This window comes from Vibrio sp. 10N.247.311.49, from assembly GCF_041467655.1.
Taxonomy (GTDB): domain Bacteria; phylum Pseudomonadota; class Gammaproteobacteria; order Enterobacterales; family Vibrionaceae; genus Vibrio; species Vibrio crassostreae_C.
In genome coordinates this window covers 1-24,095 of record NZ_JBFSVA010000035.1, presented here as the reverse complement: position 1 = coordinate 24,095, position 24,095 = coordinate 1, and the positions used below count along the sequence as shown (strand labels likewise).

General features: G+C 39.9%; 15 protein-coding genes and 7 pseudogenes. 6 read left to right on the top strand and 16 right to left on the bottom strand.

Going from position 1 to position 24,095, the window contains the following annotated elements:
* Position 1 precedes the first annotated feature (1 nt).
* Together AB6E54_RS21295 and AB6E54_RS21290 are read right to left on the bottom strand one after the other, a co-directional pair.
* Positions 2-1,303 (bottom strand): aspartate aminotransferase family protein, encoded by a 1,302-nt coding sequence (locus AB6E54_RS21295; RefSeq protein ID WP_229648114.1) that lies wholly within the window; start codon positions 1,301-1,303, stop codon positions 2-4.
* A gap of 111 nt (positions 1,304-1,414) precedes the next feature.
* Complete coding sequence (locus AB6E54_RS21290; protein WP_372107001.1) at positions 1,415-2,086, bottom strand: hypothetical protein; 672 nt, start codon at positions 2,084-2,086, stop codon at positions 1,415-1,417.
* A 389-nt stretch (positions 2,087-2,475) separates the two neighbouring features.
* Between AB6E54_RS21290 and AB6E54_RS21285 the strand changes: the two are divergent.
* From AB6E54_RS21285 to AB6E54_RS21275, 3 genes and pseudogenes are all read left to right on the top strand, one after another.
* Positions 2,476-2,967, top strand: a pseudogene (locus tag AB6E54_RS21285) (transposase); the annotation flags it as partial.
* 249 nt (positions 2,968-3,216) lie between these two features.
* On the top strand, positions 3,217-3,705 hold the full coding sequence (locus AB6E54_RS21280) for a PadR family transcriptional regulator (RefSeq protein ID WP_102428398.1): 489 nt from the start codon (positions 3,217-3,219) through the stop codon (positions 3,703-3,705).
* 174 nt (positions 3,706-3,879) lie between these two features.
* Entirely contained in the window at positions 3,880-4,059 is a 180-nt protein-coding gene (locus AB6E54_RS21275) for a hypothetical protein (RefSeq protein ID WP_016800071.1), read from the top strand.
* 601 nt (positions 4,060-4,660) lie between these two features.
* Here AB6E54_RS21275 and AB6E54_RS21270 read toward each other — a convergent pair.
* Positions 4,661-4,810: pseudogene (locus tag AB6E54_RS21270) on the bottom strand (transposase); the annotation flags it as partial.
* Between the two features lie 960 nt (positions 4,811-5,770).
* Between AB6E54_RS21270 and AB6E54_RS21265 the strand changes: the two are divergent.
* Positions 5,771-6,130 (top strand): annotated as a pseudogene (locus AB6E54_RS21265) (hypothetical protein); the annotation flags it as partial.
* Between the two features lie 13 nt (positions 6,131-6,143).
* Here AB6E54_RS21265 and AB6E54_RS21260 read toward each other — a convergent pair.
* The 4 genes and pseudogenes from AB6E54_RS21260 to AB6E54_RS21245 all read right to left on the bottom strand — a co-directional run bounded on the left by AB6E54_RS21260 (position 6,144) and on the right by AB6E54_RS21245 (position 9,024).
* Positions 6,144-6,374, bottom strand: coding sequence for a hypothetical protein (locus tag AB6E54_RS21260; RefSeq protein ID WP_016800070.1), 231 nt, complete (start codon positions 6,372-6,374; stop codon positions 6,144-6,146).
* A complete protein-coding gene (gspS2, locus tag AB6E54_RS21255) occupies positions 6,375-6,740 on the bottom strand; it encodes a type II secretion system pilot lipoprotein GspS-beta (RefSeq protein ID WP_016800069.1) in 366 nt (121 codons plus the stop codon). It lies immediately after the preceding gene.
* Positions 6,697-7,822: pseudogene (locus AB6E54_RS21250) on the bottom strand (alanine/ornithine racemase family PLP-dependent enzyme). The gene gspS2 and the pseudogene AB6E54_RS21250 overlap by 44 nt, the downstream one beginning before the upstream one ends.
* A complete protein-coding gene (locus tag AB6E54_RS21245; protein ID WP_017103259.1) occupies positions 7,819-9,024 on the bottom strand; it encodes a DUF1611 domain-containing protein in 1,206 nt (401 codons plus the stop codon). The pseudogene AB6E54_RS21250 and the gene AB6E54_RS21245 overlap by 4 nt, the downstream one beginning before the upstream one ends.
* A gap of 1,086 nt (positions 9,025-10,110) precedes the next feature.
* On the opposite strand from AB6E54_RS21245, the gene AB6E54_RS21240 reads away from it, so the two are divergent.
* Entirely contained in the window at positions 10,111-10,296 is a 186-nt protein-coding gene (locus AB6E54_RS21240; RefSeq protein WP_017103258.1) for a hypothetical protein, read from the top strand.
* Positions 10,297-11,305: 1,009 nt separating this feature from the next.
* Here the strand turns inward: AB6E54_RS21240 and AB6E54_RS21235 are convergent.
* The 6 genes and pseudogenes from AB6E54_RS21235 to AB6E54_RS21210 form a co-directional block, all read right to left on the bottom strand.
* Positions 11,306-11,542, bottom strand: a pseudogene (locus tag AB6E54_RS21235) (recombinase family protein); the annotation flags it as partial.
* Positions 11,543-11,633: 91 nt separating this feature from the next.
* Positions 11,634-11,894: pseudogene (locus tag AB6E54_RS21230) on the bottom strand (resolvase); the annotation flags it as partial.
* Positions 11,895-12,019: 125 nt separating this feature from the next.
* On the bottom strand, positions 12,020-12,934 hold the full coding sequence (locus tag AB6E54_RS21225) for an AAA family ATPase (RefSeq protein ID WP_017103257.1): 915 nt from the start codon (positions 12,932-12,934) through the stop codon (positions 12,020-12,022).
* On the bottom strand, positions 12,931-13,956 hold the full coding sequence (locus tag AB6E54_RS21220; protein ID WP_016800063.1) for a hypothetical protein: 1,026 nt from the start codon (positions 13,954-13,956) through the stop codon (positions 12,931-12,933). Before AB6E54_RS21220 ends, AB6E54_RS21225 begins: the two co-directional genes overlap by 4 nt.
* Positions 13,957-17,552: 3,596 nt before the next feature.
* A complete protein-coding gene (locus AB6E54_RS21215; RefSeq protein WP_371996046.1) occupies positions 17,553-17,984 on the bottom strand; it encodes a GNAT family N-acetyltransferase in 432 nt (143 codons plus the stop codon).
* Positions 17,985-18,066: 82 nt separating this feature from the next.
* Positions 18,067-19,410, bottom strand: a complete 1,344-nt coding sequence (locus AB6E54_RS21210; protein ID WP_017102562.1) for an opine metallophore biosynthesis dehydrogenase — start codon at positions 19,408-19,410, stop codon at positions 18,067-18,069.
* 340 nt (positions 19,411-19,750) lie between these two features.
* Between AB6E54_RS21210 and tnaA the strand changes: the two genes are divergently transcribed.
* The gene (gene tnaA / locus AB6E54_RS21205; RefSeq protein WP_029203693.1) at positions 19,751-21,166 is read left to right on the top strand and encodes a tryptophanase; all 1,416 of its coding nucleotides are present in this window, start codon (positions 19,751-19,753) and stop codon (positions 21,164-21,166) included.
* 64 nt (positions 21,167-21,230) lie between these two features.
* Here the strand turns inward: tnaA and AB6E54_RS21200 are convergent, their stop codons facing one another.
* The 3 genes and pseudogenes from AB6E54_RS21200 to AB6E54_RS21190 form a co-directional block, all read right to left on the bottom strand.
* Positions 21,231-21,860: a winged helix-turn-helix domain-containing protein gene (locus AB6E54_RS21200; protein WP_016800058.1), complete on the bottom strand. Its 630-nt coding sequence runs from the start codon at positions 21,858-21,860 to the stop codon at positions 21,231-21,233.
* 144 nt (positions 21,861-22,004) lie between these two features.
* Entirely contained in the window at positions 22,005-22,181 is a 177-nt protein-coding gene (locus AB6E54_RS21195) for a hypothetical protein (protein WP_016800056.1), read from the bottom strand.
* A gap of 543 nt (positions 22,182-22,724) precedes the next feature.
* Positions 22,725-23,430: pseudogene (locus AB6E54_RS21190) on the bottom strand (DDE-type integrase/transposase/recombinase).
* Positions 23,431-24,095 lie beyond the last annotated feature (665 nt).

The following is a 24,095-nucleotide window of genomic DNA, read 5'->3' as shown; positions in this document are numbered from 1 at the left end:
CTTACTCGTGGCATATGGTGTTTAAATGAAAGGCTATTAATTGAGCTAACTCAAGTATTTGCTGCTCCGTGTGTTGACTACAGAAGAACAGTGGCTCTTCTATCGTTGGTGGAATTAAATAGCCCTGCTCACAGAGTTTTTGATGTAGCGAGGAAAAAATGGTTTGATCTTGCTTCTGGACGTCATCCAAAGAGGTGAGATTAGTCAACGACTCAACAAGTATTAAGCTAACCAATGGTCCTTTCTTTACAACATTGAAGTTGATACCGTACTCTTTAAATTTGTAACTCAACTCTCTTGTAAAAACGTCAGTAATCGCGTCAAGTCCTTCATAGACACTTCCATCTTCTAATGAGCGTAACGTACTAATCCCTGCGGTCATTGTCAGTGGATTCCCAGCGAAGGTCCCACCTTGGAATACACCACCTTCATTACTAACTTGCGCCATAACAGAATCTGAGCCGCCATATGCGCCAATTGCTAGACCACCACCTATTATTTTGCCAAATGTTGTAAGGTCTGGATAAATTCCCAACTCATTTGAAACCGGACCAAACCCAAATCGGTATCCAGAGACAACTTCATCAAAAATCAGCAGTGAATTTTGTTTAGAACATAATACTCTCAGTGTTTTTAAGAACTCTATTTGCGCTGGCACTAACCCCATATTAGTGGCAACGGGCTCAATGATCACTGCAGCGATTTCATCACTGTACTGGCTAAAAATCGATTTAATCTGCTCTATATCATTATATCGACAAGTAATTGTGGCGTTTTTGAAACTTGAATGTATGCCGTCCGTGCCGAAATTATCAGAAATTTCCTTCTTATTAGCACCACTTAATATAGTGTCACAATGACCGTGGTACCCACCGGAAAACTTCACCACTATTTGTTTCTGTGTAATCCCCCTAGCTATACGTAGGGCAGTCATTACAGCCTCAGTACCGCTGCAGGTGAAACGAACTTTGTCTATGTGCTTTGAAGAGTTAACTATTATCTTTGAAAGCTCAGCTTCACTCCTATGAGTTAAGCCAAGTACCAATCCCCTAGATGCCTGCTCTTTGATCGCGTCAACCACACAATCGGGTGAGTGACCCAGCAAACAGGGACCTAACCCCATTATAAAATCGACATAACGAGTACCCTCAGAATCCCAAATATATGAACCACTCGCTTTATCAGCTATGATCATTGGCGTGGTTACTTCAGAGAATTTTCGCCCTGGTGAATTTGCTCCACCCGAAATGTAAGTGGCGAGCTCCTTGATAATAGTGTGACGTGATCTGTTACTGTGCTTCATAATGTCGTCCCTAACTATAGATATCTAGAGTTGTCTCAATGGACAGCTCTCTTTCAAGATCACTCGTTGAAGCCCAATCCATATTAACGATCAATCGACGTGAATCTTTTGTCAGAGGGTGCACTCTGTGTAATGTCGTTCCGGATTTGAAAAAATAAAAACCGCCCTTGTTGAAATGATAAGACTCAATGGCATTATTAGTAATGACGTCATAAACCGCGGGATTTTTTTATCCCACTTAGTATTATGAATACATTGCGTGAACCCACCACACGACGCGTCCGGAATATCAATTAACCAAACAAGACCGAAACTGAAATCGTCCCAATGCCACCCATGAGTATCACCTTTCCGCTCAAGTAATGAGATTGCAATTTGCTCATCTTCAATTGGGCATTGGTGAACGATTTCACCAGCTATATGTGAGAGAAAGCGTCGGAATGGTCTAGAATCATAAATGGCGGCAATTAAAGGCGAATTTTCACGGCAGATGGTATTTCCTACTGTGATCATGTTACGTTCGGTATCCGAAGTTTCTTTGACAACCAAACTTTTTCGCTTGCCATAATGTTCCACTAAGTTTGATGCTTCCTCACTCAATTCAAGCCACAAATTTTCTGGCAGTATATCGGCGATGCAAACCAGAGGCTTTTTTGAAAATTGGGATTGAAGCTTACAAATATCTGCTTGAGTTAAACTGTCTATAAAATTCTGAAAAGCAGCGTCAATCCTTGATTGTCCATATTGCATGATGAATGTATCCTCATAAATTAAAGTTTTCATGCTAGATTCGAGTTTATAAAAATCAAAGAATAACGCTTAAATTCCGTTTTTTAATGAGGGAAGATAACTATTTATCCAAATTTATCTGCAAATGAATAAACAATTTATTACGTCTGAAAAATATACCTTTGCAGTCATCTCTTAAGGCGCGACCCAGAACAACGATAACAATACAAATATAACTAGTTGGAGTTTCCACTCAAATATCCTTTGAAACTATAATAATGACTAAAATAAATGTGACGACTGTAGTCATCTTGATAAAATGCTTAAAACCCATCAATTAAACAATTAATTTATGATTTAATTTATTCCCCTCGGTTTTTTGCGCAACTCAATGGAAATAAGTCAGCAACCTATGATCTGAGCAACTACATTCACTCTCCTTCTTAGCCTCATGGATTGATGAAGAGACGATAAGCAGGTGGGCGCAAAGCAAACCGAATAAGCGCGGGAGACCACGTCGGTTTAGTGATTTAGCTCTCACGACAGCGCTCATGGTGAAACGCGGCCACTGAGAGCGCTACAAGGATTTATCGACTCGATATTTAGACTTGCCCATGTTCCATTAAGTTGTCCGCATTACACTTGCATCAGTCGTAGAACAAAGCAAGTTGAGGTCTCATTTAAGACTAAAACGAGAGGAGCAATACAGTACCTAGCCATTGATGCTACTGGCCTTAAGGTTTATGGCGAAGTTCTTCCGAACTTACTGAAACAAACACGTCAAAGCACCCTTGAGGTATCTGGTGATGGCGCTTACGACACGAGATCGTGTCACGCTGCTATTAAGATTAAGCGAGCCGTTGCGCTTATTCCCCCCAAGAGAAGGGGCAGCCTTCTGGGAGCGTGGCCATCCTAGAAATCTCGCAATGGGCAGCTAGAAGTTATACGGCTCAAATAAATATTGGAAAGAGCGGTATGGTTACCACAAAGCCTATCAACAACTCAAAATCAAAAAACGGATAATTATTAATTATTAATTACCCTTCAACCTCTTGCGATAGCTGACAAGAAGAAGCATAAAGACGTCAGGTTAATAATCGCCCCAATAATGATGAAAGTCGTTTCACTTAACATCTCAGCGCATTCAAGCCGACCGCATTGTAATAATTGAAGGAACTAAAAAGATGTCACTACGTTACGTCATATTGACGTATTTAAATGAAAACCCCCACTCAGGTTACAGTGTCACCAAAGAAATCAACAAATCCCATTATTGGAGCGCCGTCCTACAGCATACTTATCGAGAGATTAAGGTATTGCACAAAGAAAGATGGATAGAAGCGCATGCGAACTGTGCTTCAAAAGGCAACGCTTTCACTATCACCGAACTTGGTAAACAAGCGCTAATTAACTGGCTATCGACACCGGTGGCCACCTGTCAGCATAGAGATTCGTTTTGTATAAAATTGATGAATCATTCTCTCGCACCAACAGAATTAAGCCGTGAGATAGACCTCAGCATCAAAACCACCCTCACGGTATGTCAATATTACGAACGAACCTTGAAACAACCGCAATTAAACGCTCGTCAAACCCTTATCCTCAAAAAGCGACTCGCAGAAGTTCAATTGAATTTGGATTGGTTCCAAGACATCCAGAAGACCTTGTTTTGAAAACGTCCACTCAAAGCAAAGTCGTTAAAAAAGAAATTGACCACATCGCCAAATACATTACACCTCAAGTTCATTCTGGCCCCGTCAAGCACGCACCCAGAATGAACTTGAAGAGAACGACATCAGCCAAAATATTAAAATAGTGGGATTGATTCATAATAAGGAGAACACCTCATGGACAAAAGAACCGTACCAGCCCATCAGCGCATGGAAATACCGCTTAAACCCAACCACGCCTTACCATATCCAAGTAAAACCGTGCCAGAAAAATTAAAGCAGCAGACCAAAGTTCGTCGCCGCATTGAAGACATCCTTGAAGCCCAAGAATTTGATGCGCTTTGGAAGGATGGGTGAAATAGAAGACAATAAAGCACGGCCGCTTTGTCGCGTAATTCAGTTGAGAGACCATTTTTCACCGTTTGATATGCTTTTTAATCAATACGACAGGTTTCAGGCATCCCAAGCTTCTACAGCGCTTTGAGCATGTCTAAGTTTATGAAAGTAAACGTTTGTGATAACCAGACCGCTGTTTCCAATACTTATTGGAACCGGACACCTCCGGGCAACCAGCCGCGAGATTTCGGGAGGGGGATGAGCTCAAACGCGAGTTTAATCTGAATTGCATAGTAACAAGACCTCGTGTCATAGCGCCATCGCCAGATACCTCTATGAGACTTCGGCGTGTTTATTTGAGTAAGTTCGGGAGCACTTCTCCACCGGTAACATTAGATAAACTTAACTCAGCAGCAAGGATTTCCGGCGTCTTGGTATCGACCGCTAAGTGTAACTTTCGCCATACTCTAAGCTTCCCATCTGAACAAGGTTTTTTACTTCCTACTTACCTTCACCATAAACCTTGATGCCTCTCTACTCAATGGCTAGGCACAGCATTGCGCCTCTTGCTTTTGTTTTAGATGAGATATCTACCTCTTTTGCATGGCGAATGATACTTTTGTTATGTGGGCAGCTCAACGGAACATGAAGCTAGCCTAAATATTGAATCGATAGACCCTTGCAGCGATCTCAATGGCATAGAGAAGACTCGTTTCACCATTAACGCAGTGGTAGTAATAACTAAATCACTGAATCGACGTGACCTACCACGCTGGTTCTGTTTGCTTTACGTCCCCCCACTTATCGCCTCGGGACCTATCAGAGCTAATAGGAACTAATACAGGTAAAGGAGACCTCTTTTTATTTGTACTGCAATTTATCTAACTCATAATTGTCCGTGCGACCTGAAGTCGTATGAAGCGTTGTTCACCACGCAGAGTGAACCATCTGTATCACCAGATGACCCTAAGAGCCTGAATAAAGCAGCGGCTCTGACAACGTAACGAAGCTTGGTCGTTAGGCTGTGCGGGAGCAAAATCGTGAGAGGATGTTCCTCCTGATAACCTCAAAATCGGGTGAGTGCTAGGGAGTCAATATGATGAATGTAATGTGAATCCATTTAAGGCGCGTTATGTGATGAAACAGCGGAAGTGGTTAATACGCTGTAGCCAAAAGGCAACGAGAGTCGGAAAGAGATTGGACAATGCTCTTTCGTGGTCATTGTACTCTCCGCACCATTGTGGGCATCTAAGTTGACATTTTTACGCGACATACGGAACAGGGTAAGCCTGTATACCTCCCTATGGGAAAGCTACCTGTGAAGGTGGCCGATAGGTATGCAGGTAAAGGAGGTTAGAGAAAGCAAATGCCGCTTTGTAATGAAGTGGATACAGATTTTTATCTGGCGCGAAAGCGAGCTGACTTCTAACTGGTCTCCCGTTGCGAAAGAGTTTGAAGAACTTTATTGAAGAAGAAAAGCAAATGATGATTTCGAATGAAATTAGTGCATCTTCTTACAACGAACCGTGGTCTCTCAATTACTGAGTGCTCATTGGCGAGGTATTAAAGCTTCAAGTGCGTATCGCAAAGGTAATTAACACGAAGAGCTAATGTTGCGATCAACTTTTGGTCTCGCTCTAGTCCTATAACGATTTAATTACTGGGTGCTTCACTGTGCCTTTGTGGAGGCTTGAGCCGTATGCAGTGAAAGTTGCACACGGTTCTGAGGAGGGTGGCACCTGGTAACAGGTGCCGTCTATCCGACATTTCCTTTCGGCTTGAAGAGATTTGGCGGATCAAAACCAAACTAGAGATTGATAGTAGTTGGATGTAGCTTGCGTTACTTAACTGAGCCATTCTTGATAACAAACTAAGATCGAGTGATTTTCTCTACTTCCGGGGTTGCGAGGTCTCTTCGCAAAATAGGATATTTAGCCGTGTTAAGCAGATTCAGAGAAAAACAGACCTTGAAGTTCAATTTGAGAAAAAGACAAGAACTCAACAGAGTCTCATGAAATGGATTTTGATGACTTCCAACAGCCAGCAATTTTCTTTTCCAAGCCAAATGCGAAAGCAACAACCGATTAAGTATATACAGGCTTAAATTAAAAGTTGGAATGTTCGATTTTCTTCTTTGATTTGTAGGCTTTCATTGAAATTTTTAAGACAAGTTGTTCTTGTTTCGTTGAAATGAGCTGCTTAGTTAAAGCTTTGTGGTGTAGGTCCGTGATAAAGTTTTTTTCCCAAGGCGTAAGGCGGTCAAACCTTAATAAAATAGTGTCATTTAGTACATTGAACAACTCGTATTGGCTTTTATCCATTCGACTGCTGAGCATTCAATTAGAGCACTTAGCTAGAGAAATGACGTTAAGGCTTTCTACGTTATCATTTTTGCCTAAGGTAATGATTCGATAAGAGACCCCCCTCTCTAATAGTGGTCTTATTTCGATGTTGTCACAAAAACTAACGGCGACTTTTTCTACTAAGCTGTCCATATTCAAAGTTTTCTTTTTTACGAAAATAAGAGTGACACTATTGCCCTCTGACTGAGCATTTACGAGTGTGATTGAGCCTAACTCTTGTGGCAGTTGGCTTGAGATAACCGTCGCTCTATAATCGGCAAGCCCATTAGATTTTATTGGGCTTATCTGACAACCGTTAAGCATGACACTGACGAAGAAAATTACTGTTGTTCGTAGCATTATGCGCTTCTTCTCCCTTTAGGTGCCTTAAAATATTTATGGATATAACGTGAAGACATAGAAGATAAGAGCGCACTGTAATCTAAACTGAATGTGACTTTTTCCCCTACAAGTAGTGGTTTCTGTGAGGATTCAAGGACAAAGTGATCGCTAGTTGAAGACATGATCTTAATCCCATTCGGAGCCTTAAGCCCGCTGACACAAACATCTTGGCGGCCTAATGCCAGAATAGCTTGTGATACCTCCCCTCTATCTTGAAGGTTTTCTTTTTCACCAAAAGCATTTAACCCCCGACTTCCCCAAGGCAAAGTCGGTTTAATCTTGGATTCAATCACTTCAGCGGTCAAAGAAACCGCATCCGTATGTAAGCCTTTGATATTTTCGTGCTCTAAAGGCTCACAGCCTAAAAAAATTGCTTCTCCTATACGAAGGTTATTGACTCGAGTTAAGCCTGTTCTCTGAAGAGCCCAGTTAACTGAAGCAGAATTACCCCCTGAAATAATTTCTAGATTGACCCCAAATGTAGCTTCAATTCCATCGGCAAGATCAGAAAGAATATTCATATTTTGTTCATTTGGAGCGACGCCATACCGACAGGCTAAATTCGCACCAATTCCTTTTATCGTGATGTTCGGTAAAGAAATAATCTCTCGGATAAAATCAATCACGCGATTCGGCATCACACCTTCTCTGAGATCGCCAAGCTCAACCATAATAATGATACCGTGACGGCAATTTTGTTGTTCCGCTGCATGTGAAAGCCTCTGAATTACTTCAACTTCAGAATTTAAACTCATATCACTGTATTTTATTACACTCGCCACTTGACTTAGCATGGGCGTACGTATCAGCATTTTAGGGATAGCAATGCCTGATTCAGTCATCTTTTGAAGGTTTTCCATTCTTGAATCGGCTAACATTGTTGCGCCAGCATCAATAAGAACTTGTGCGATGATAGGGTGGCCGAGGAAGACTTTTGTTACAGGTGTAACGGATATATTTTTTAGTGAGAGCTGAGTGATCAGGTACTGAGCGTTATGGTGAATCTTCCCACAATCAATGTCTAATCTAGGGCAGTTCACCCTTTTGCGGCCAGTTTTCTTGCTATCATAGGGAAGGCTGACGTTACGATGTGCAGTAGATGTTCGACAGGCTGTGATAATGCATCAGTAACCGGTATACCAAATTCGGTAGTGTAGCTGTCTATCGCACGACAGGTTTCATCTAAAGACATATCTTCATGATTCAGTGTTAGTCCAATAACATCGGTATTAGAAAACGTTTCGATAAGATTGATTTCTGAAGCAATCGAAGGCATTGGGCAATCAGGAAAATCACTACGATATAAACGTTTAGGAGCATGTTGCAATATCACACCCGCTGGACAACTGCCACGTAAGATAAATGCGCTGGTTGAAAACGCAGGATGACTCAAGGCTCCTTGCCCTTCAATAATAATCAGGTCCGGATTTTCTTTTTCATAGGCCTGTACAATGACAGATTCCAACTCACCGGCACAAAATTGTGAAGGGACAGCATCGAGTGCAACGCAGTATTGTGCGCCTTGCATAATACCTGTTTGACCAGTGGCAATCAGAACGACGTTAAGGCCTTTTCTAGTCAGTTCATTCGCCAATATTGTTGCTGTTGTTCGTTTTCCTAGCGCGCAATCCGTCCCCATTACAGCAATTCTCGGACATTTAACGTTGTGTATTTTGCCGCTAAACGTTTTCAGATCGCCTTTACTTTTGGGTTTGCGAGTATCGAATATTCGAACGTTATTCTTTAAGCTAGCTTCTAAAAATAGAGGATCATCAGTTAGGAATTCATGCAAGCCATTTACGATGTTCATTCCTAGTGACATGGCATTTAAAATGATGCTTTTATCTAAGTCAGATAAAAAACCACTTGATGGCGCAATGCCAAAAATGAAGTAATCGGGAATGCTTTCCGCGTGAATGATAGCTTCTTCAGCATTGGCAAGGATCGGTATTCCATTGGCTTTGTTATCAAGTACTTCTCCAGCATCTAAGCCGGCAGATACACTATCAATAACCGATAGAATACGATAGCTTAATGAATGCCTCACTAGCCCATTAGCGGTTTTACCATCAATTTCACCGAAATTACCTTCGCAATATATAATTGCCGAAGGGATGACAGGTTTCACTTTCTGAGCAAGTGGTAGGCAAGGAGCAATATGAGTTACATTGTAGTTGGTTTTGAAATTTTCAATTCTAGTGAATTTGAAGATGTTTCTTAACTTTTGGGTTGAAATGGACATAATTAAAGCCTGCGGTGAGGCTTAGGAGGGCAACTAAGGAGTGCCGAGATGCGAGTTCGGAAAAGAAAAGAAGTCCCTACTAAGCGGTAGGGATAAAAACCAAGGTAACACACTTACCAGACTATTGTTGGTTAATATTAAGACACTTCTGCGTCTATCACTTTGAAAATTAGCCCTTACTAGAGTGAGTTATCGCCCGAGAATCGACTCAATTAACATCCTAATATCAACACAGATACCTAAACCGTTCAACTTCCTCATCAGTACGTGTTGGCATTGCTTTGATAAGTCTTCCTCTGCGCTTGGGAGCTCGTCTGTTTAGGTTTGGATGCTCTCACTTTTCGATTTTTAGGTTTACTCATAAACTGACCTGATAATATTCCACGAATGACTTCCCCTATCGCCTCAGAAGATAGCGATACTTGCGCATCATTCACATGGGCAAACGAAGCGTTGACGGAATACGCTTATGACCTAACAACTGCGGTGCCATTCATCATTTTTGACAAAAGACCATCTCAGCCCCGTCACCTCTTAAATTAGACAACCCATTAAAAGGAGCAATTTTAGCACCTTAAAACGATTTTAAGCTGCTTTGGCTCTTCCATACTTAAGATGTGTGATTAAGCTATTTTTTACGGTTTTGCTTAATGCCATCACAAGGATTCTCCATACAAGACGCTGCTGAACAGCATACTTAAAAATAGAACGAAGCACATCAAGGTTACGGTTGGCAGCGCCAGCCTAAGTCAACTAAATTCATCAAATCAACGTTGTACATGGTATGAATCAAGGCTACTGACGGGATAGCACACAAACTCTGGCAATAAATGTCTTTTCAAGGCACTCCTTGCTGTCCCTATCGAATCAAATTTCCATGTCGTGCACACCATAAACCATACATGACTCCTTAACCAATTCATCAAATTTATTGCAGGATTATTAGACAAAAAATCCCTTTATACAGAAACCAGTTCCAACGTGTTCCAATCTTAGCCGAGTGGTTAACTCGCGCAGCTCAAGAATCTACCTTACCGCCTTTTGACCACTTTTTTCTTAATTCAAAAAGAGTGGCAAGAGTTGAAAATGGCGAGTTGGCTACATAACTGTGGAAAAATCACGACACCCGAAGGTGTGGTCAAAAAAGCAACAAAACTGGAAGCGATTTATAACCGGATCCACGAAGTAAGAATACGCTTCAAGCTTCTTAAACGTGAGGAAGAAATTACGAAATTGAAGTCTTTGGTGCAAGCGTATCCAGTTGGATGGTGAAAGCAACTAATAGAAAATTGTGAACAGTTGAATCAATATTTTTAATTTTTAGCTCAGCTTAATTTGGGAGCAGAGTTTATCACACCAACTGAACCTAATATCGTCTCACGAATGTGGACTCTAACCTTAAGTAAACAACTCGGTACATCTTCAGAAGAAATGAAGCAGTACACGAAAAAAGATAAATACCCAGCCGAAGCAATATCAGGCGAATAAAGGATAAATGCACAACTTAGGTATTCAGAGCGGCACGTTAACAGAGAAAGAACGGTTTATCATCAACGATCACATTGTTCAAACCATCCATATTTTGGAGTAGCTACCGTTCCCACGACATATTCGAAACTTGGCAAAAATTGCGGGAGGCCACCATGAGAAAATTAATGGTAAGTGTAACCTATGGGCTTAACGGGCTCAGAGATGCCTCTTACCACAAAAGTCATGGCCATTGCCGATCTCTTTGAAGCGTTGACCCTGCTCTGTTCGCTTTTTTTTTAAGTTCGAGGGTTTGTAAACGTCTTACTGATGACTATTTACAGCCTGAGCAAATTGATGAAGTAAACATTAACGATTATTTAACGTGATATCGACGTTAAGAGCCTGTTCCTAGTCGTCATAAAGAGAAGAGGCCGATACGCGAACGTTGTTTCTCTCGTCCTTTCTACTTTCTTCGCAAACGTAATCTTCTCGCATCGGCTCAAAACTTGTTACGCCGTCACAATATATAATCCTGACACCTTAACCTAGATTGCCTTCTTCTAGTCTTATGGAGTCGGTAGATTCGAAATCCTTAACGAGCACCTCATGTACCTAAACCGCCTTTACGGTGGAGTCAAAATCGGTCGAATTCACCTAGATATGTCTCGGCGGATCTTGTGGGACAAACTGTCATGCGGCCTCCTAAAAACTGCATCGAACATAAAAACAAAACCCAGTACACTTAAACGTCCCCTCAACCGTTTTCATGAAACGTAAAGCTGGAAAAAACAAGCCCTATTTTCGTGCCAACCCCCTCATTACAGCGCTGCAAGATGTGTTTTCTTTCCATCTTGGTGGTGTAAATGATCCGGCCTACATAGCTATTGAGCTCCAAATAGCACAAATCATGAAAAACCAAACCGGCTTTCTTTTGCGCGAGCTGAGCGGTAATTTGCAATGCATCGATGGTATTACGCGCCATTCAATCGACTTTGGTAACGTGAATAATGTCCCCTTCCCTCGCAAAGCCCAACAACTGGTTTAGCTGTTAAATTTGAACGTCGGACGTTTAGTCTTGGGTACTGACACGGACATAGACAATTTTCATGAAATAAGCCTAGAGTAAAACCAAATTTGGCGCCTAGTACTGTTGCCATTATCCGACACAGCATTGAACCATCCAGTTGCAAATTCTGATTAGCAATATAGACGATGATTTTATTTTCCATGCTCACTTAGAGTGCTTTGAGCACTTGTGAGGTAAGACGTGCAATACGGCTGACTTCTACAAACACCAAATTACCTATCCCAACCTTTTTGGTAGAGTCATAGAGCCCGTGCTTTTAGTTTGCTACATATTGGTTGTCTGAAGAGACTCCTAAATATGCGTAGTTCACCATGTTTTCACCTTAAATAAGATTATCTAAGGTAGACAAAAAAGTGAACGGATATAAGAAAGTGCGAACAGAGTCAGACAAAAAGACAGCACCGAAATTCGGTGCTTTTTGAAAATGTGAGAGCTAGCTTACAAAACGTCTCTGAGGTTTTTACGCTCTTCAATTTCTTCTTGTTCCGGGATAGTTCCAGGCAGCGTAATTTTTTTTGGATTTTGCTTAATACTTTGCACCGATCGAACAGACTTAGACGTCTTGGATTTCAAACTGAATACCTGTGGATTAATCGTAAGGTTTTGTCTTACTTCAACCGCAAACCCTTGATTTTCATTTTCAGGTAAATAATTACTCTTAAGGTACTTAATCGACAGGAAATCCTTGTTTCTCTTTAACGTAAATAAGCACTTTGTTAATCGCATTATCGACGTTAAACCAGCCCCAGATGCCATGGTAATTTCTTGATTACCACGAATTTCCTCTTTATTCACATGATGAACAAGCAATAAACTAGCGCCTGATTCACTGGCAAGGCTTTGGAAGACATTTTTGATTAAGCGATCGTGTTTGACTTCCTCACAACGGCCTATTGACTCAGTCACGGTGTCTACTATCACTAAATCGAATTCAGAGAAAATTTGTTTGAGTTGTTCTAAATACTGCTTATGTTCTACTTTTTCTTGTGCAGAGCTGTCGGGCGGGATCACTATCGGTTCAATGTCCGTTAAAAAATGTAGATTTTTTTTTAGCTCTGACTTAATGGTGGCAGTGCAATTAACCAGCTTTTCTTTCATTCGAGATTGAATCACGCCAGCCCCGTCTTCTGAACTCAGTACCAAGGTTTTAGCCGGTTTGTCGGCCGCGCTCATCCCTAGTAAAGACATTGAAGAAGCGTGTTCCATCGCAATACAAAGTGCAAGGTGAGATTTACCGACATTCGGTGCGGCAATCAACATACCTACATGCCCTTTGAGTAAGCCTTTTATACTGAACTCTAGGCTTTGGCTCGCAGGTGAAGACATCAAGCTATCAAGAGATTGAGTAATCATGATTTACCCTCCCCAATATAAAAGATCTGTATACCATTACCAACATCGCGAAATTGAAGACTAAAATCTTTTTCAATTTGCACGGCATTGGCCAACAAATCTTTTCTTAGATCGCTCCGGAAGCTATGGCTGACTTTAGAAGCAATAGACTGAATGTAACTATCGAGCGCCCATTCAAACTTTTTGTTATGTAAAAATTCTGCTTTGTGCGTGGTAATGTATTTTAAGAATGAGCGAACTGACGGTTTACTATAGTTGGTCATTTTGTGTTGTTCTAATCGATAATAGTAACCATGGTCGCGTATCGCTTGTAGCAAGCGCATGTCTGGCACTAAGAATACATGGTTAGTTAGATTCTTACTGTTTTTACGGCCGGTTTTGAATTTACTTCGATCACAATAGAAACGGTAATCTTGCACAAATTCTAAGGGCTTTTTGCCTACAACGTTCTGTTCTTCATCGAGTTCATTAATCACCAAATGAGCCGTTGCCAATTGAGTAATACGACGCTCAATTTGATCGTAGTTCGGACGAGTTGTCGCCATTCCCATTCGGGTTGCTAGCTCATACATACTCATCGATAAAACGGTTGCATCCCGGTCAATAAAAGAGTCGAAACCATCTTGTTGAGTGTCAGAAATATCACCATCAGAAATGGTTTGATATACTTGGGACCAATTTAAACGAGATCCCGCTTCATAAGAAGCATCGTCGAGTTGAATAGTTTGAGCATAGGCCAGCATAGTCTCGAGGATATCGCGATGAGGTTGTAGGAGATAATCTACATGTAGATCAACCCTGAAGCTTTTCCCATAGCTATTAATATTAACACTCTCTAATGGGTGATTTGGATCTGTACCACCACTCTGAGCAATTTGAATCAATTTTGACTGCATCGTTGAAGTCAAACGAGAAGCAGGATGAAAAATAGTTGCTCGAGAGAAAAGAATCGATGAGATAAACCGATTTTTTCGGTCTTCTTCATTAATAACCGTCAGGCTAGAGTTGGATGATAACGTCATGATCATTACCTAAGAATGAGATAGTATCATTTTAACAGATAACCTTACTTACCTCATCAACTTCGGTAGATGTCTATATTATTTCGGTAAATATCTATAGCTCGTCACATAAATTATGTATAAATATCGGTAAATAACTACTTTTTTCGGTAAATGTTTAGTTACTTCGCAATGATCAAACTATGTATTTAATTCATAATTTATCTAATGCTTTGATCGTTTTATAACCAATTTAGGTTAATTATCATAAGTTAACTTAAATTAATGATCTTACCTTTTTTTTAGATCGGCTAATGTTAATACTAAAAAATCTTATTTCGGTAAATGTTTATATTTTTGATCGTTTAATATCAATATAAAATCGGTAGATGTTGATATTGAATCGGTAGATGTTGATATTGAATCGGTAGATGTTGATACATTTAGATGAACTCTAAGAAACTAGAAACTTTAGGATCTAGTTTCAAGATATACCAACTTCACTTAGGCTCAGTCGGTAACCCAACAACTAACATCAAATCTCGAGAGATTTTTGATGTTAGTTGTTGGGTAAATGTTAGTTCTCTAATAATTTTATGTCTTACTCTTAATGTTTAGCTATATTTTTTACCAATTGCATGTAATTGATAAATGGGTTGGGTTTGTAGTGGTCTAATGATCTTAGGTACTAAACTAGGTGGTAAATCGCTACTATTAATGCGGGCTCTTATGGTGAAGATCTTTTTCGTTTTTTAGATCATCCCAGGCTGTAAATCAGTTTCATGCATTACTCGTCACTGCGCCTGACTGAATTAAACGAGCTTGCTATGTCTCCTCGATTTTTTATGCAGTCAAACCTATTTATCATTTAAATCTACTTACGAAAAGTTTCTCTCATGCGAACTAAAGAAAGAGCTTCAACATTAATGGAACACTTTGGTGTGATCATGTGTAGCTGCGATATTGTTGGTTACAGCATGTGCTAATCTACAGAGGTTAGGCAAAGAGTTTGCATTTACCTAACCTCTTTGAAGTGAGTTCGTTACAAACTTCATCAGGAAAGACATCCTGACACCGATGACAGTAGTTTTGATAGAATGAGAAGGATCCTAAGACAAAACTATATGTAGCGAAGAGAAGCAGAGGGACTTTCGATAAGAGAAACACAAAGATTTTTGAAACGCTATATCGTTTGTAAATTTCCCTCCATTATATTGAAAGATTTTTCAGTTATGATGTAAGTATTGACATGGGATCGTCAATGCTCCCATGGAGAAGTTATTCATAAATTTGAAAATCGAGTGGACACAAGCTCAGCCGCTATTACCTGATGAGCTACTACAATCGGCAATAGCCTCCTCAAGCAAATGATGAGGCCTATAGATTTAGGATTGGACAAAGGTTGATTCGTGTTGTGATGAGTTGTGTGTGTTGAGCTCTGATTATATTAATGACAGTGGGATTAATTTGCCTTGGGAAGAACCTTAAGTGCCAACGCCAGAAATCAAATATTACGAACTCTCGAATTTCAAAGGTTAAGTCAATAATTATAATTTACCGCCCCTTTCTCTCACTCTTGGATAGAAATTGGCTTCAGAGGCTATTTCTACTATCGTCCCTGAGAAGATTAACTTTAAAATCGACTTAAACCTTGTTGCGTAAATGAAATCCAACTTTGACGAATGTGTTCCTGAAGCTTGCTCTGAAATTACTGATTATTAAATTGAAATTGTCGGTAGGTGCTGTTCCACTCCACAACCGAACAAGCTCGCGAACGTTGTAGGAATACCAATGTCATGCAACCACGCTAACTTTGTAGCAATCTTTATCAACCCTTAGATGGGAAATTACGTTTATCGCTTAATTGGGCTTTATCTTTCTTTAGAGGCAAGAGTATAGTGGTCCAATAAAATTGGTCACGGTTTTCAAGACAATCAATCGTTCTGAGCCAATGAGTGTCAGAACACCATTATACTGATATGGCCTAAGTTGGCTGGAATATCTAATTATGTATTGGATGATTTTTTGAGTCTCTGCAAAGCTGCGATAATTTATTGCGGGAATCCACTTAGTATTTAAGCTTCTAAAAAACGTTCGATTGTCGCCTACTCCCTGCAATTTTTTCGTCGAGATAAGTTTTTTATCTGGAAGCACCGCAGTAATTGATGATACTTTCCACTTATTTAGTGACAGCCTTGGCCGCTGCGGTCCATGATATTTTTAGGTTTCCGACGAGCTTGTAAGCCATCGATAAACTTTATCTCTTGTCCGACTGTTAAACTATCAGCAGAGTCGTGGTTTTTTTAATATTTTCCCCGTCTTGAAATATGTTTATACATTGAGGACTAATTATGACCATCCCAAATAAACACTACGTTAAGAGCACTCAGCGAGATTACACACTAGGCTTTAAATACAGGTTGTGGATACCATTGAAAATGGAGAAATGGATTATTTAGTCAGTTCAAGGAAGAGCACGATGCCGAAATCACCGAGGGCGGCAAGAAGCCTTCGAAAAGAAAGTAAGCGTAATTAGGGCTTGTTCGTTACGCGATATTTATCTTTAATGTGTATATCAGAGAGAAAAATTGTCAAGGTGAGCTTGCACTAAGGCGCTTCATGTCTCGACTAGGAACTCACAAGCTTCACTTCTCTTACTAAAACCTCAATTGATAGCTAAAGGAATAAAGCTGGGCCGCGATGTTTAGTTTAACTACCTTCAAGAAGAGCGGTTGCTGGTTAAGCCAAAATGGAGCTACACCAAAACAATGAAAAAGGCATTGAATGAAAAAACATCCGAATTTGGTAAAATAAATGTTTTCTTCAAAGGTAGAGGAGTTTTTGGTGAGCTACATGACTTATGTTCAATCTGATGAGGGCGTTCATTAGTTGTCATTGTCAACGGACGCCTTCATTCGTAAGATGAACAGGCCAAATAATATGTATGAAAAAACAAAAAATTCCGTTACAGGCTTGCTAAAAATCGTCAACCTATTTAAGACGAGATACCTTCTTTTAAAATTCACGAATTTCTAGTTGTTCAGATGTCATAGGTGAGGCATTAGGGCTTTCTCTCGTAGATCTGTCTAGCGAATAGCAGAACACCGCTTAGCTTTAATTTCGATGTTTGAAGCCACATATGCCAAGCAGATGAACTGTTCTCTTCTAATACTCTCCTACCCTGCCCTCCTACCAGTATCCAAGCACAATGTAGTGTCTCAGTCACACCTTAATTACCGGTGTGATTTACGCTGTGGTATCGACGCTTCATGTTGCTATTTTTTTCTGGTGCAACCGACATATAAAAATCGAGGTCCAAACTCCTTGGTTACTCGCTGTCTCGCCTTTACTTTGGTTTGGGATAACCAGGGGGCTTGGGGCAATTTATAACTGGTGACCGATTGAATACGTTATTTTAGCTTGGGTCGGAGTGGTGTGTGTTGTCTTTTCGCAACTCACTGGCAATATTAGTTTCGCCCTTTTCTTTTTGATTGGGTATCAAGAAGGTTTGATGGGCTTTTATAGAAAAACAGCTTTAGATTGATTTGATTGTGGGAAAATTTGTCAATGCTCAGCCTGAGCATTGACAAATTTCATGGTTTTTTGAAAGATAATGATTAGTGTGCTGATTTGTATTTTTTCCAATAATCAAAGCTGTTGAGTAGGGCAAGCTCAATACCTTGTTCATGGTATTTATACGACACATAAAATCGTTCGATGTAAGCGTAGAAAGATGGGAGACGTTGTTGGAGAGCCGGCCTTTTTTTAGGAGGATGGACACTAACCATTAGGTAACCTATGACTTGTTTATTCTTTTTTGTTTCAGCGACAAAAAAATAGATATTTTTATTGTTTAGCTTCTCCTTCATCATTGATTCCGTAAAAAGTAGATCAATGATTCTGATTTTACTGAAATTGTAATCACTTAAGCTGTATTCGTTCTGCTCTCTCTTGTAATGGCTAATTTTACTGTGGCTGCCTGTTAGTTGCTCGTGACACAGAGCATTGATAGAGGATATGTCGTTGAGCGTCGCTTTTCTTATTAACACCTTAATCTCCTTTTTCCTGTTATCTTTTTGAAGCAAAACGCTAAAATGCGAATTAAAAGATATGTGTGTCCCCTAGTAATTACTAGGGGCTAATAGATGGGGTTGCATATTCGTAATATTCTTTTGCGCGTTGTTTTAAAGCCTGGATTAGCGTATTTGGTAGGTTTCTTTCTTTTATCCAATTTTCAAACACTTCTATTGAGGGAAATGTGACAGAAGAGATTAGGCTTGAGCTTTGAACTAAGTGGTTAAGCCAATAAAGGGTCTGTAGGTCTTCTAGAGGAGTTCTGGGGAGTAGTAGTCTTCCTTTTCTAACTTTTCCTTTGATATAAGGTTTGGCTGAAACCTCAAAGGTTTTACCTTTTGAAAACGGGTCTGGGTCTATCAGGATTGTGCTATATCGTATGTAGAGTAGATATTCCTGCTCTATCTCATCAAGCTCGTTGAAAGAGACTATTTTGTCCTTGGGGATAGTCTTTTCATGTACTCGGTGATGTTCATCATTTAGCAACTGCAGTAGATTAATCGGTTGAGCTGAGTAATGTTCAAGTAGGCGAGAAACTGATTTCCAGTGCAGTAGTAAATCCCTAATCGAACTCATGGTGATTGGCCCTTCTGGGTACAGTTTATACATGTACTTAACTTCGTCTTCCTTAGATAAAATGTGATCTAATGAAAACGTATTGATAATAAAAGCAGGGTGTACATAAGTAGCAATGTTTCTGCCTTCCACACTGAACGAGTTATCTAAAGGGATGACTTGAACATCAATTTTTTCTAAAGCGTTTCGCAAGGCGCTCAATAAACCATCATTGGATTTAGACTGGTAAATATAAACTCGTTTTTTTACTGTTTTGGTTCTGACCGTGAGGACCCTATTTTTGTCCGTCGGGTTAGAAGTAAAATAAGACGTCGCAAAGTAGCTAGAGAAGAGCATTATATTTGGAGAGGCTCCTTTCTTTTTTAACATTCCTTCTAAAATAAGACACCCACCGAGCATTGAGGACATAAGAATGATTTGTTTTAAGTTCTTTAATAAAATTTCAGAAAAGGAAGACAACACATCACAATAGGCGTGAGCTGGAGTGGCTAAAACTAACGTATCCCAAGAGGAGGGAAGGGGAGAGAGCTCTGTATAAAGTTCATTAAACTTAACTAATCCGACTAGTGTCGCTAATTGTGGTTCATTCACCTCACAACAAACAACGTATCCGTGTTGTTTGATTAATCTTTGCCTATTTTCCCACTGAGGGGAGCTTTTGCCGATGAGGGCTATTTTTTGACTAAGAGGAGCCATAATTTGGCTAGTTTGAATGCCGACCGGCCCCGCTCCAGCAACCAATGTGTTCCCTAGTATCATAATGGGCTCTCCATATTTCCATTTTCCTTCTAATTTATATGCTCTAGGTATATTTTTCATTCTCATACCACTACTTTTATAGTGCTACTTTCTAAGTCCATTGTTTATTTAATTATCTTTATTAATTAAAAAAACGGTGATGTCATTTGGTCAGGTTTTCTCATGGCTATGATGCTTTTTTAGAGGGCTTTTAGGTGTTGTTAATATGTTTATTAATATTTAATTTACGCTGAAATTAATACCAAATTTTATTTATTTGATTAATCTTTATTTAAGTTGGGAAGGAGAGGTTTGGGTGTCCGAATAATGGGCTTCTTTAGTTATTTCTAACCAACTTACCCTTAATCGTTGGAAAATGTTTGGAGAGAACCCTATGTCAGCAATTAGCAACAATCAAGAACAGCCTATGGATTCACACTATTTGCCGGAGCCGTATCGAATCCGGGTTATTGAACCAGTTAAAAGAACAACAGAACAAGAGCGAGAGCTGGCGTTAATGAAAGCGGGGTACAATCCTTTTTTGTTAGATAGCGATAAAGTGTTTATCGATTTACTGACCGATAGTGGCACCGGGGCAGTAACGCAGGCCATGCAATCCGCAATGTTGAGAGGTGATGAAGCGTACAGCGGCAGTCGAAGCTATCGGACGCTTAGCCAAACGGTAAAAGATATATTTGGCTATCAGTTTACTATCCCTACACACCAAGGACGTGGCGCTGAACAGTTGTATGTACCTGCCTTGATCAATAAGCGTGAACGAGATAAGGGGCTAGAACGAGAAAAGATGGCCGCATTTTCAAATTACTTTTTTGATACCACTCAAGGGCACACTCAAAAAAATAACTGTCGTGTGATGAATGTGCCTTCTCGTGATGCCTTTAATACTGAAGTTAAGAGAGATTTTAAAGGCAATTTTGACTTGAAAGCGCTCGCGTCTGGCATTGAAGAGATCGGGGCTAAAAATGTGCCCTATATTGTGAGTACGATTACTTGCAATTCTGCAGGTGGTCAGCCAGTTTCTCTTGCCAATTTGAAGGCTGTTTATGAGTTAGCGCAGTTTTATGATATTCCCGTAGTTATGGACTGTGCACGGTTTGCAGAGAACGCCTATTTTGTAAAGCAACGCGAAGAGGGATATGCTGAATGGAGCATTCAAGAGATAACTAGCGAAGCTTTTAAATATGCCGATATCTTTGCTATGTCAGCGAAAAAAGATGCGATGGTTCCTATTGGGGGATTGCTTGCTTTCAAAGATGAAAGCTTGTTAGATGTTCAATTAGAATGCAAAACATTATGCGTGCTATTGGAAGGCTTTCCAACCTATGGCGGGCTTGAAGGCGGTGCTATGGAGCGCCTAGCTGTCGGACTCTATGATGGGATGGAAGAAGATTGGTTAGCTTCCCGTCTTCAGCAAGTTGAATATTTAGTAAATGGTCTTGAAGCGTTAGGGGTTCGTTGCCAGCAAGCTGGCGGTCATGCTGCATTTATTGACGCAGGTGTGCTCTTACCTCATATTCCGCCGGAACAATTCCCTGGGCATGCTTTATCTTGTGAGCTTTATAAAGTGGCGGGTATTCGTGGGGCTGAAATAGGGTCCTTATTGCAAGGGTGTGACCTTGAAACTGGTGAACAACTGCCTTGTCCAGCGGAACTGTTGCGTTTAGCCATTCCCAGAGCAACCTATACGCAAGCTCACCTTGATTACATTATTGCTGCTTTTAAAGAAGTGAAAAAACGCGCCTCATCTATTTCAGGTTTGAAGTTTACTTATGAACCTAAAGTATTGAGACATTTTAACGCTACGTTAGAACCTGCACTCTAAGTTGTACCCCCCTTTGCTGTGAATAAGGGGGGATTTAGTTATTAATAACTAAATTGACGAGGTGTTAGGGGTTTATTGAAGGTTTTTTGCTTGCCTGAACTTGGGAAGAGGCGAGGATTAATTTCAGTTCATCCTTTTTTGTTAAACAGATTTGGCTTGATTGATTATTAAGGTTCACGTTAACAACTTCAAGTTCGTATCGAAAATAGAAATAACTGATTAGTAGGACCGCGAGGGTTGTTGAAGATAAGCCGATGAAAGTCCATTGGTATAATTTTAGATGATTGGTTGCTTTTTTGAGAGGACACGAAAACTTAGAGTGACGTGGTAACTTTATATCTCTCGGCGGGTCTAGTGAGGTTTCAAATTCAGGAATATGAATCTTGTAACCTTTTCTTGGGATGTTGACGATTTTGATGCTATCAAGGTCTAGAACTTTTCTTAGGTTAGTTATCGCGACTGGTAAAGAGTTAGGCCCGATGATATCTGGGCTCCCCCAAGCGGCAATAATTAACTCTTCTTTGGTTGAAATGAGTTGTTCTTTCTTAATCAGAGTTTCAAGGATACAGCTTTCAGGTAGGGTAATTGAAAATGACTTTTGATTGCTAAGCATCAATTGAGCCCCTGATTCATCCCTGTGTAATATACAATTACCTATAGGTAATTGTAGGTTTTCGAGATGCGCTTTTAACATAGTGTTTCTCCATATTTCTAGAGAGCGATGGTTAAGACAGTTAGTTTTTCTAGTGCTTTATATAATGGCTCATTTTTTGAATACTATTTACAAAATTTTGAATAAATTTGAAGTTAAACGAAATATTAGTTAAGGCGTTTTGTTTCATATGAAGCTAAAGGTCAGCTCTTTTCCTCCTTTGTCGTTTAGGTAAAACTGCATCCAACGCCAGTCCTTCTCCTTACAGGCCTTAAAAGTGCAGTGGATATTTTTTCCTTTAACAATATCGTTATCGCAGAAATCTATAAATGATTGAAAAGAGCGGCAGATCAGTGTTTCCATATTAGTAGTCCTTTTGAAAATTTATTCATATACACATCTCTAATTTATCTGTGTAGATGAATGAATTTTAATAAAAAATGATTATTAATAATTTTAGATTACCCATTTGGCAATGGCTAAAATTTAGGCCATTCCTCATAGGATTTTTTTGATAATTTATAAATAAATTATCAAAAAAATCATCTATTTATAGTGATATTTTAGTTTTTTAAAACTGGGGTTTTGGAGGGTTAAACAACAATAAATTTTTGACTAATACTCTCATTCTTCCTGTTTTATATAGTTGCTTCTTCTCTGTCTACGAGATCCCTTGAGCCTGTTATTTTGCTTTTATTCCTCAATTCGTTACGAAAGAATCGGAACTCTTAATCGAGCTGCAGCTATTCATTTTTTGGTGTACTTACTAATCTAATGTTTAGTAGTACAGATTTCATTGCGTTTTGGGGGCGTCTAGCTTGAACTTGGGTCACTAAAAAATAAAATAGGTTAGCTTATGGTCTTTGATGGTCGGCGGAATATTGATTGTTCTAGGGGGTGTAGTGGTCAAAAGTACAGGACACTGGCTGAAGGGCCATTAACTGGTGACAACCCATCATTTTCTTGAGGGCGTTGCCGATTGTAAGGACTCATCAGGTAATAGCCGTTGTCTTTCTTGTCCTGAGCTTGTTCCAGGTAGCTTGTTTCTGGTACCCACTCGGCTTTCAAGCTTCTAAATAACCTTCTATGGGAGTGTTTTCCCAACAATTACCACGAAGGCTCATGCTTTGAGTTGTCCTGGCATCCTTGATATTAATAGAACATCATGTTCTTCGCCGCCCCCGTTTCTTCTAAGCCAGCCCTAAAGTTTTAGATGCTAATTCAGCATTGGACTTATCTGATAAAGGCCAGCCCACAACGCGTCGACTAAATAGGTCAAGCACTACTGCTAAGTAGGCCCACTTCGAACCAGACCTAAGATAAGTAATATCGCCGCACCAAACACTATTTGGAGTACGGATTTTTCTCGTTCTAATCGGTTAATATGGGCTTCTAACTCTTGGATTTTCTTTTACTCAGACGTGAGGGCTTTGGTCGTTGGAGTAACCCTACCTTGCTCAATTTTGAGTTATTCGACCCAGTGTCGTAAAGCTGTTTCACGTATTCCATAGAGCTAGCTGCTTCAGGGATGGAGTCCCCTTGGTCAAGAACCAAGCTTGCAGCATATATTTTTGAATTCAGTAGAAAATGTACGTCTTTGTCGTTTTGCCATTGAACCCCTCATTTATGAGGTCCGGGATCAGGATGCCACTACAGGAGAGAGCCTTTTGGACGTGAGAAGAATTAAGCCTTATCATTATTTATTAATAATAAATTAATGGTCTTTATATTTGGCTAAGATAATAATTCGATTGTTAGGTTCACCTAGAATCAAACACTCTGCACTTAGCCAATTTTTGGGTTATAAGGATGAAGTTACCCTAGGTCAAATAGAATAAGGAAGGAAGTTTCCCAAGCCAACTTGTTCTTGATGGTTTAGTCGCTTGTAGTCATCCTATTTTTTCGATTTGGCGATAGAGGGAGGTGACAAACAAGTGGTTAATTAAAATGATGGAGGTACTTCATCGGCGGGGGGGGGGGGTAGAGTTTGACGAGGCCAAACTCATTGTAGGGCTTAGTTTTTACTGATTTGGAGACCATTTTCTTTGCATCATCAGTGAGTATTCTATCTTTAGTCTTCCATTATCCTTTCCGCAAGTGCGTTCTGATAAGAGTCATAATTGTATTTGTAACTCTCTAATTTCATGTTGGATATGTGTCAACCTTATTTAGGACGGGTTAGGTGAAAGATAAAGGCTCTAATTTGAGAGAAATACAAATATAATAATAATTCAGAAAAGGCAGAACACATGATGTCCAACATTAGTTTACAAGGCT

Coding starts and splice junctions, on each gene's coding strand:
- AB6E54_RS21295 (WP_229648114.1), bottom strand. CDS start 1,303: ATGAAGCACAGTAACAGATCACGTCACACTATTATCAAGGAGCTCGCC.
- AB6E54_RS21290 (WP_372107001.1), bottom strand. CDS start 2,086: ATGAAAACTTTAATTTATGAGGATACATTCATCATGCAATATGGACAA.
- AB6E54_RS21280 (WP_102428398.1), top strand. CDS start 3,217: ATGTCACTACGTTACGTCATATTGACGTATTTAAATGAAAACCCCCAC.
- AB6E54_RS21275 (WP_016800071.1), top strand. CDS start 3,880: ATGGACAAAAGAACCGTACCAGCCCATCAGCGCATGGAAATACCGCTT.
- AB6E54_RS21260 (WP_016800070.1), bottom strand. CDS start 6,374: ATGCTCAGCAGTCGAATGGATAAAAGCCAATACGAGTTGTTCAATGTA.
- gspS2 (WP_016800069.1), bottom strand. CDS start 6,740: ATGCTACGAACAACAGTAATTTTCTTCGTCAGTGTCATGCTTAACGGT.
- AB6E54_RS21245 (WP_017103259.1), bottom strand. CDS start 9,024: ATGTCCATTTCAACCCAAAAGTTAAGAAACATCTTCAAATTCACTAGA.
- AB6E54_RS21240 (WP_017103258.1), top strand. CDS start 10,111: ATGGCGAGTTGGCTACATAACTGTGGAAAAATCACGACACCCGAAGGT.
- AB6E54_RS21225 (WP_017103257.1), bottom strand. CDS start 12,934: ATGATTACTCAATCTCTTGATAGCTTGATGTCTTCACCTGCGAGCCAA.
- AB6E54_RS21220 (WP_016800063.1), bottom strand. CDS start 13,956: ATGACGTTATCATCCAACTCTAGCCTGACGGTTATTAATGAAGAAGAC.
- AB6E54_RS21210 (WP_017102562.1), bottom strand. CDS start 19,410: ATGAGAATGAAAAATATACCTAGAGCATATAAATTAGAAGGAAAATGG.
- tnaA (WP_029203693.1), top strand. CDS start 19,751: ATGGATTCACACTATTTGCCGGAGCCGTATCGAATCCGGGTTATTGAA.
- AB6E54_RS21200 (WP_016800058.1), bottom strand. CDS start 21,860: ATGTTAAAAGCGCATCTCGAAAACCTACAATTACCTATAGGTAATTGT.
- AB6E54_RS21195 (WP_016800056.1), bottom strand. CDS start 22,181: ATGGAAACACTGATCTGCCGCTCTTTTCAATCATTTATAGATTTCTGC.